Raw genomic sequence first — 7,908 nt, 5'->3', positions numbered from 1 at the left:
GCAGTCGAGTTGCAGACTGCGATCCGAACTGAGAACAGATTTGTGGGATTGGCTTAACCTCGCGGTTTCGCTGCCCTTTGTTCTGTCCATTGTAGCACGTGTGTAGCCCAGGTCATAAGGGGCATGATGATTTGACGTCATCCCCACCTTCCTCCGGTTTGTCACCGGCAGTCACCTTAGAGTGCCCAACTGAATGCTGGCAACTAAGATCAAGGGTTGCGCTCGTTGCGGGACTTAACCCAACATCTCACGACACGAGCTGACGACAACCATGCACCACCTGTCACTCTGCCCCCGAAGGGGACGTCCTATCTCTAGGATTGTCAGAGGATGTCAAGACCTGGTAAGGTTCTTCGCGTTGCTTCGAATTAAACCACATGCTCCACCGCTTGTGCGGGCCCCCGTCAATTCCTTTGAGTTTCAGTCTTGCGACCGTACTCCCCAGGCGGAGTGCTTAATGCGTTAGCTGCAGCACTAAGGGGCGGAAACCCCCTAACACTTAGCACTCATCGTTTACGGCGTGGACTACCAGGGTATCTAATCCTGTTCGCTCCCCACGCTTTCGCTCCTCAGCGTCAGTTACAGACCAGAGAGTCGCCTTCGCCACTGGTGTTCCTCCACATCTCTACGCATTTCACCGCTACACGTGGAATTCCACTCTCCTCTTCTGCACTCAAGTTCCCCAGTTTCCAATGACCCTCCCCGGTTGAGCCGGGGGCTTTCACATCAGACTTAAGAAACCGCCTGCGAGCCCTTTACGCCCAATAATTCCGGACAACGCTTGCCACCTACGTATTACCGCGGCTGCTGGCACGTAGTTAGCCGTGGCTTTCTGGTTAGGTACCGTCAAGGTACCGCCCTATTCGAACGGTACTTGTTCTTCCCTAACAACAGAGCTTTACGATCCGAAAACCTTCATCACTCACGCGGCGTTGCTCCGTCAGACTTTCGTCCATTGCGGAAGATTCCCTACTGCTGCCTCCCGTAGGAGTCTGGGCCGTGTCTCAGTCCCAGTGTGGCCGATCACCCTCTCAGGTCGGCTACGCATCGTTGCCTTGGTGAGCCGTTACCTCACCAACTAGCTAATGCGCCGCGGGTCCATCTGTAAGTGGTAGCCGAAGCCACCTTTTATATTTGAACCATGCGGTTCAAATAAGCATCCGGTATTAGCCCCGGTTTCCCGGAGTTATCCCAGTCTTACAGGCAGGTTACCCACGTGTTACTCACCCGTCCGCCGCTAACATCAGGGAGCAAGCTCCCATCTGTCCGCTCGACTTGCATGTATTAGGCACGCCGCCAGCGTTCGTCCTGAGCCAGGATCAAACTCTCCGATAAATGGATCACAGGTTAAGTCCACCGCATCCTGCGGCGACACCTGTGTGACCTGCATCATGCAGATCCTAGTTTGACTGACTACGCACATTGCTGTGCGATTTTATAAAAAATGAATTAACAGGTACGTTTTGTCTTGTTTAGTTTTCAAAGAACTTTGTTTACCGCTCTTTAAGCGACTTTATAATCATAACATTTTTCGCCAATCTCGTCAATAACTTTTTTTGAATGATTTCTTTCTGAAAAGCGACTTGTCATCAGCGACGTATACTAGAATAACACCTTCGATTATTAAAGTCAACATATATTATCATTTAAATAATAAATTGCTTAATGACTACTAACGCGGCTATTCCCGGTATCCCTAAAATTCCGCTGATAGCTGTTGTGACAAGATTAATCGGGACATGAATGCCAAGACTGCCGCCAAACATATTTACGCAAACCAGCAGCAAAGCGCCCGCCACAAATTTAACAGCTGTAATGCCAATCCACTTTAAAGGCTTTGCGGCTGAACCTGATAAAAAAAGAAGGATAACCAGCCCTAAAATAATCCCTATAATAAAAATAGGCTCCATGAATCTTCTCATCTCCTTTGCTTGTTCTAGTACAAGCTTATGAGAAGATCCAGGAGTTTAGACCACTTACTTCCACCGGCTGATTTTTAAATTCCGCTGCTTCGCTTCCCTCAAATAGAAAAAATACTTTGCTTCAGCTACTTTCAGTTCGTATAACACTTCAGCAGATGGTTCTAAGCTTTTTTCAACCAGCTTTTTCTGCCTGTTCCACTCTTCCTTTTGCTTAAAAAGCTGCTCGGTTAGTTTTTCATCAAACTCTCTTCTTAATGTTTTCTTGCGAAGAAAACCCATGGATCGCTTTTTCCTCCTTACAATTCACGTCTTCCTTCAAGTGCTTTAGAAAGAGTGACCTCATCAGCATATTCCAAATCGCCGCCGACAGGCAGTCCGTGGGCAATACGGGAGAGCTTAATACCAGACGGCTTTAGGAGCCTTGATATATACATCGCCGTGGCTTCCCCTTCTATATTAGGGTTTGTCGCGAGAATCACTTCTGTCACTTGATCATCCTGTAATCGTTTTAACAATTCTGGTATTTTAATATCCTCCGGTCCGATTCCGTCCATTGGAGAAATAGCTCCGTGGAGAACGTGATACTGTCCGTTGTATTCCTTCATTTTCTCCATAGCGATAACATCCTTAGGGTCTTGCACAACACAGATAACAGACTTATCCCTGCGTGTATCTTCACATATATAGCAAGGATCCTGATCTGTAATATGCCCGCAAACTGAACAATATGTCAGGTTGCGTTTCGCATTTACTAATGCTTTCGCAAAATCTAATACCACATCTTCTTTCATACCTAGAACAAAAAAAGCCAGACGAACCGCTGTTTTCGGTCCGATCCCTGGCAATTTCATAAAGCTGTCAATCAGCTTTGATATTGGTTCAGGATATTGCATGTTCTTTTATCCCCCTAGAATAAACCTGGCATGTTCATTCCCTTTGTAAATTGACCCATTGTCTCGTTTGTGATCTCGTCAACTTTTTTCAAAGCTTCATTCGTTGCAGCAAGCACTAAATCTTGAAGCATATCGATATCTTCCGGATCAACAACTTCTTCTTTGATGATGACATCCAGGATTTCTTTTTGGCCGTTTGCTTTTACTGTTACCATACCGCCGCCTGCAGTTCCTTCAACAACCTTTTCTGCAAGCTCTTCTTGAGCCTTCGCCATGTCCTTTTGCATTTTTTGCATTTGTTTCATCATTTTTTGCATATTTCCCATTCCGCCACGCATAGCATTCACTCTCTTTCATTTTGTTAGTCTTTTATTTCAATTAAATCCGCTCCGACAAGCTTTTTCGCCTCGGCAATAAGCGGGTCTTCTTCAGCCGGTTCATTTGATCCTTCGTTTTCCTGCTGATGATCTACTAAAAATTCTTCTCTTATTTTACCCCATTGTGCTTCTGGAACGCCAATCAAATCCATTCTTTTTCCGAGCATCGATTCTAAAATCTGCTCCAGATTGGTCCTGACTCCGTTGTTATCCTCGGCGACCATTTTACAATGAATTTCATATTTGAATTTCAGCACAAATGCCGCTGAGGCGGCAGCCACAGGTTCACTGTCATTCAGCAAAGCGGCATGCGATACTTTGTTTTGCTGCTTGAGGTGAGCAAGAAGCTTGCCCCAGCTGTTTCTGAGCTGGTCAAGTTCCGGCCTCGTGGCTTCCTTCAGTATTTCATGGATTCTGCCTACTGGTGCTTTGTAATTGGATTTACCGCCCTTTGGCGCACGAGGGGTTTCTTTTTTTGGACTCTCCGCCGCTGCTTTAATGCCTGTTGTTTTGAGCCGCTCCACTTCCTGCTCGAGCTGCTGAATTTTTTTCATCAACATGTCGACTTCCGGCAGGTCGGCAGCTGATTGATGAGATGTTTGGCAAATCTTCACCACCGCCACTTCGAAAAAGATACGGGGATGATTAGTCCATTTCATTTCCTGATGGCTCTTGTTCAGAATATCAATCATTTCATATATGGCCTGTGCTGGGATTTGTTCGCTTAATCCCCGGAACGTTTCATCGACTTTTACTTTTTCAAGCACTCCTTCTAAGCCAGGTGCTGTTTTGTACAGCAGCATGTCCCTGAAATAGAAAATCATATCCTCTATCAGCTTAGCTGGATCTTTTCCTTGTTGAAGCAGTTCATTTAATGTTTCCAGTGCGTCAGAAACGTTTTTATCATGCAGGGATTGTGCAAGCTTTCCTATATATAATTGAGAAACAGCTCCCGTAATCAAAAGCGCGTCCTCAACTTTCAAGACATCGCCGCTGAATGATACGGCCTGATCAAGGAGGCTCAAGGCATCCCTCATCCCTCCGTCCGCAGCACTCGCAATAATATCAAGCGATCCTTCCTCCACTTGCAGCTGTTCAGCATCAACAATTTTATTCATGCGTCCGACAATCGCTTGGGATGTAATTCGTTTAAAATCAAAACGCTGACATCTGGAGATAATAGTTAAAGGAATTTTGTGCGGTTCAGTTGTTGCTAAAATGAAAATGCAATGCTCAGGCGGCTCTTCTAATGTTTTCAGTAATGCGTTAAAGGCGCCGATAGAAAGCATATGCACCTCATCTATGATATATACCTTATATGTGACGGCCGATGGGGCAAACTTCACTTTATCGCGAATGTCACGAATCTCATCAACACCGTTATTAGAAGCGGCGTCAATTTCTATGACATCGGATATTGACCCGTTTGTTATCCCTTTACAGGCCGCACATTCGTTACATGGCTCATCAACAGGAGCATGTTCACAGTTGACAGCCTTGGCAAATATTTTGGCTGCACTGGTTTTTCCCGTTCCCCTTGGCCCGGAAAACAGATAGGCGTGAGAAAACTTTTTTTGCAAAAGGGCATTTTGCAGCGTTTTTGTAATGTGTTCTTGTCCCACCACATCTTCAAATCGCTGAGGCCTGAATACTCGATATAAAGCTTGGTAACTCACGGGTTTGCCCTCCTCCGTTATTCATCATTCCCATTATACATGAACCTTGTTTCGATTCCAAAAGCTCTTTTTACATAACAAAAAACTCACCTAATGATAGGTGAGTCTGAAAATTTGATGATTGATTTACCGTGCACCTTCTGTCGATTCGCTACCCTAAGCGTTACTTAAGCAGTTAGCTCGGCCCAGGCAACCCTGCGGCACATGAGAGGTTTCACTTAATGCTGCTTCCTTCCGGACCTGACATGGTTCATGAATTCCCATTGCGCAGGACCCAAACGTCAACACCACTTACTTAAGGCAGACCTTAAAGTAAACGAACCTCGAGAAGGGATTCGGCCCTGCTAGAGCGGATTGCAGGTACAGGGCACCGCTACCTCCCCGCTTAGCACGGCAAAATAAATATCAAATTTTATATTGCATCCATTGCGATGCATGATTAAGTATATCTTTTTCACCTAAAAATTGCAACCGAACTACTCAGACAAGTTTTTCCTTAAGGCTTTTTTCTTTTTTCTCAGTTCTCTAAAAAACGAACTGAGCATTTCTCCGCATTCCTCCTCTAGCACTCCGCTCACCACTTCAGCCTGGTGATTAAAGCGCTCTTCCTGTAAAAGGTTCATAAGCGTGCCAGAGCAGCCTCCTTTAGGATCAAACGCGCCAAAAACCACTTTTTCCACTCTGGAAAGCACGACGGCACCGGCACACATCGGGCAAGGTTCAAGCGTAACGTAAAGTGTTGCACCTTCCAGCCGCCACGTCCCTAGCGCCTTGCACGCTTCATCAATCACAAGCATTTCGGCATGAGCAATTGATCTCTGCTCCGTTTCTCTTAAATTATGCGCACGTGCTACGATTTCATCATTCACGACAAGGACGGCACCGATTGGCACTTCACCTTTTTCTTCAGCTTTTCTCGCTTCTTTCATTGCTTCTATCATATAAAGTTCATCTTGTGTCATAGGGGTAAGCTCTCTTTTCAAAGTTTTTTCATTACCTAAAAAGGCTACATATTAACTATAACTGAAACAGAAAGGAGACTGTCGATTGTCCAAAGCAGACACAGCTCTTCTCATTGTAGACATGATCAATAATTTTGAATTCGATATGGGAGAAAGCCTCGCCAAAAAAACAGAAAAAATCGTTCCTCACATTTTATCATTAAAGGAGTACGCGAGACAAAACGACTGGCCGATTATCTACATTAATGATCATTACGGACTTTGGCAAGCTGATATTAAAAATATTCAGCAGGAATGCACAAATGAAAGAAGCAAGAATATCATCAGACAAATAGCTCCGGAAGATGCTGATTATTTTTTAATCAAACCGAAGCATTCCGCTTTTTACGAAACAGCACTCCACACTCTTCTTACCGAATTACAGGTGAAGCATATTATCTTAACAGGTATAGCCGGTAACATATGTGTGCTGTTTACCGCTAATGACGCTTACATGAGAGAATACAGCATTACGATTCCCAAGGATTGCATCGCCTCAAATCGTGACGAAGACAACGAATTTGCCTTAACCATGATGGAGAATGTTCTTTTTGCGGAAATTACGACGGAGGAACAAATTACAGAAAAATAAACATGATCAGCGCTTTTCTTTCATACATTGATAGCGATATGAAAGGAGGCGTTTTTCATTCAAATTTATGTAGTGAAACAAGGAGACACTCTTTCTGCTATCGCTTCACAATACAGAACAACTGTAAGTCAGATCACAGAAACGAATGAAATACCAAATGCCGACAGCCTTGTTGTCGGACAAACCATTGTCATTCCAATTGCTGGCCAGTTCTATGATGTGAAGCAAGGTGATACCCTGACATCCATCGCGCGGCAGTTTAATACAACTGCAGCCGAGCTCGCCAGGATTAACCGCATCCAGTTAAATACCGTACTTCAGATTGGTTTCCGTTTATACATCCCGCCGGCACCTAAACGGGACATCGAATCAAATGCTTATTTAGAGCCCCGTGGAAATCAAGTCAGCGAAAATCTCCAGCAGGCGGCCAGAGAAGCATCACCTTACTTAACGTATCTTGGCGCATTCAGTTTCCAAGCACAGCGCGACGGAACTTTAGTCGCACCGCCATTAACGAACTTAAGAAGCATCGCAGAGAATCAAAATACGACATTAATGATGATTATAACCAACTTAGAAAACCAGGCATTCAGCGATGAACTCGGCCGGATTCTTTTGAACGACGATACTGTAAAAAGAAGGCTTTTAAATGAAATAGTCGAGAATGCCAGGGAATATGGTTTCCGTGATATTCATTTTGACTTTGAATATTTGCGGCCTCAGGATAGAGAAGCCTATAATCAATTTCTCCGGGAAGCAAGGGATCTTTTCCATCGAGAAGGCTTAGAGATTTCTACGGCACTTGCCCCTAAAACAAGCGCAACGCAGCAGGGCAGATGGTACGAAGCCCACGATTATAGGGCACACGGCCAAATCGTCGACTTTGTCGTTCTCATGACATATGAATGGGGCTATAGCGGCGGGCCGGCCCAAGCCGTTTCTCCAATTGGGCCTGTCCGGGATGTCATAGAATATGCTTTAACTGAAATGCCTGCAAATAAAATTGTTATGGGCCAGAATTTATATGGATATGACTGGACGCTGCCGTATACAGCGGGCGGAACCCCGGCAAGAGCAATAAGCCCTCAGCAAGCCATTGTCATAGCCGATCAAAACAATGCAGAAATTCAGTATGACCAAACCGCTCAAGCCCCTTTCTTCCGCTATACTGATGCAGAAAACAGAAGACACGAGGTATGGTTCGAGGATGCCCGCTCAATCCAAGCAAAATTCAATTTGATTAAAGAGCTGAATTTAAGAGGCATCAGCTATTGGAAGCTGGGTCTTTCCTTCCCGCAAAACTGGCTGCTGCTGTCTGATCAATTTAATGTTGTCAAAAAGACGTTTCGATAATTTGGAAACGTCTTTTTTTCATGGGGGTGCCCGAGGGTTGTGATACAATATGAGGGTCGGTTACTGACGAACGTTTTTCAGAAATAAGGAGGAT

General features: G+C 44.9%; 8 protein-coding genes, 1 rRNA gene and 1 other RNA gene (1 of these 10 running past the window's edge). 2 read left to right on the top strand and 8 right to left on the bottom strand.

Annotated features, from left to right (window positions below; translation table 11 throughout):
- The 8 genes from EFK13_RS00160 to tadA all read right to left on the bottom strand — a co-directional run.
- Positions 1 to 1,335: ribosomal RNA gene (locus EFK13_RS00160) — 16S ribosomal RNA — on the bottom strand (it extends 215 nt beyond the left edge of the window).
- Between the two features lie 311 nt (positions 1,336 to 1,646).
- Complete coding sequence (gene bofA, locus EFK13_RS00155; RefSeq protein ID WP_003225421.1) at positions 1,647 to 1,910, bottom strand: sigma-K factor-processing regulator BofA; 264 nt, start codon at positions 1,908 to 1,910, stop codon at positions 1,647 to 1,649.
- Positions 1,911 to 1,976: 66 nt separating this feature from the next.
- Positions 1,977 to 2,201, bottom strand: a complete 225-nt coding sequence (locus EFK13_RS00150) for a YaaL family protein (protein WP_003242387.1) — start codon at positions 2,199 to 2,201, stop codon at positions 1,977 to 1,979.
- A 17-nt stretch (positions 2,202 to 2,218) separates the two neighbouring features.
- Positions 2,219 to 2,815 (bottom strand): recombination protein RecR, encoded by a 597-nt coding sequence (recR, locus tag EFK13_RS00145; RefSeq protein ID WP_003225425.1) that lies wholly within the window; start codon positions 2,813 to 2,815, stop codon positions 2,219 to 2,221.
- 14 nt (positions 2,816 to 2,829) lie between these two features.
- Positions 2,830 to 3,153 carry a YbaB/EbfC family nucleoid-associated protein gene (locus tag EFK13_RS00140; protein WP_003225427.1) on the bottom strand — a complete coding sequence of 108 codons (324 nt, stop codon included), beginning with the start codon at positions 3,151 to 3,153 and terminating at the stop codon, positions 2,830 to 2,832.
- Positions 3,154 to 3,176: 23 nt separating this feature from the next.
- Positions 3,177 to 4,868 carry a DNA polymerase III subunit gamma/tau gene (gene dnaX / locus EFK13_RS00135; protein ID WP_129506984.1) on the bottom strand — a complete coding sequence of 564 codons (1,692 nt, stop codon included), beginning with the start codon at positions 4,866 to 4,868 and terminating at the stop codon, positions 3,177 to 3,179.
- Between the two features lie 129 nt (positions 4,869 to 4,997).
- Positions 4,998 to 5,262: signal recognition particle sRNA large type (gene ffs / locus EFK13_RS00130), an RNA gene on the bottom strand.
- A gap of 82 nt (positions 5,263 to 5,344) precedes the next feature.
- Positions 5,345 to 5,830 carry a tRNA adenosine(34) deaminase TadA gene (gene tadA, locus EFK13_RS00125; RefSeq protein ID WP_129506985.1) on the bottom strand — a complete coding sequence of 162 codons (486 nt, stop codon included), beginning with the start codon at positions 5,828 to 5,830 and terminating at the stop codon, positions 5,345 to 5,347.
- A gap of 85 nt (positions 5,831 to 5,915) precedes the next feature.
- Between tadA and EFK13_RS00120 the strand changes: the two genes are divergently transcribed.
- Positions 5,916 to 6,461, top strand: coding sequence for a cysteine hydrolase family protein (locus tag EFK13_RS00120; RefSeq protein ID WP_129506986.1), 546 nt, complete (start codon positions 5,916 to 5,918; stop codon positions 6,459 to 6,461).
- A gap of 63 nt (positions 6,462 to 6,524) precedes the next feature.
- The gene (locus EFK13_RS00115) at positions 6,525 to 7,814 is read left to right on the top strand and encodes a glycoside hydrolase family 18 protein (RefSeq protein WP_129506987.1); all 1,290 of its coding nucleotides are present in this window, start codon (positions 6,525 to 6,527) and stop codon (positions 7,812 to 7,814) included.
- The last annotated feature ends 94 nt before the right edge of the window (positions 7,815 to 7,908 follow it).

Source organism: Bacillus cabrialesii (genome assembly GCF_004124315.2).
GTDB lineage: Bacteria > Bacillota > Bacilli > Bacillales > Bacillaceae > Bacillus > Bacillus cabrialesii.
The sequence above is the reverse complement of the archived record's forward strand: the minus strand, read 5'-3'. Positions and strand labels throughout refer to the sequence as shown.

What these genes read in the sequence shown, in the direction of transcription:
- bofA (WP_003225421.1), bottom strand. Translation starts at nt 1,910, where the DNA reads ATGGAGCCTATTTTTATTATAGGGATTATTTTAGGGCTGGTTATCCTT.
- EFK13_RS00150 (WP_003242387.1), bottom strand. Translation starts at nt 2,201, where the DNA reads ATGGGTTTTCTTCGCAAGAAAACATTAAGAAGAGAGTTTGATGAAAAA.
- recR (WP_003225425.1), bottom strand. Translation starts at nt 2,815, where the DNA reads ATGCAATATCCTGAACCAATATCAAAGCTGATTGACAGCTTTATGAAA.
- EFK13_RS00140 (WP_003225427.1), bottom strand. Translation starts at nt 3,153, where the DNA reads ATGCGTGGCGGAATGGGAAATATGCAAAAAATGATGAAACAAATGCAA.
- tadA (WP_129506985.1), bottom strand. Translation starts at nt 5,830, where the DNA reads ATGACACAAGATGAACTTTATATGATAGAAGCAATGAAAGAAGCGAGA.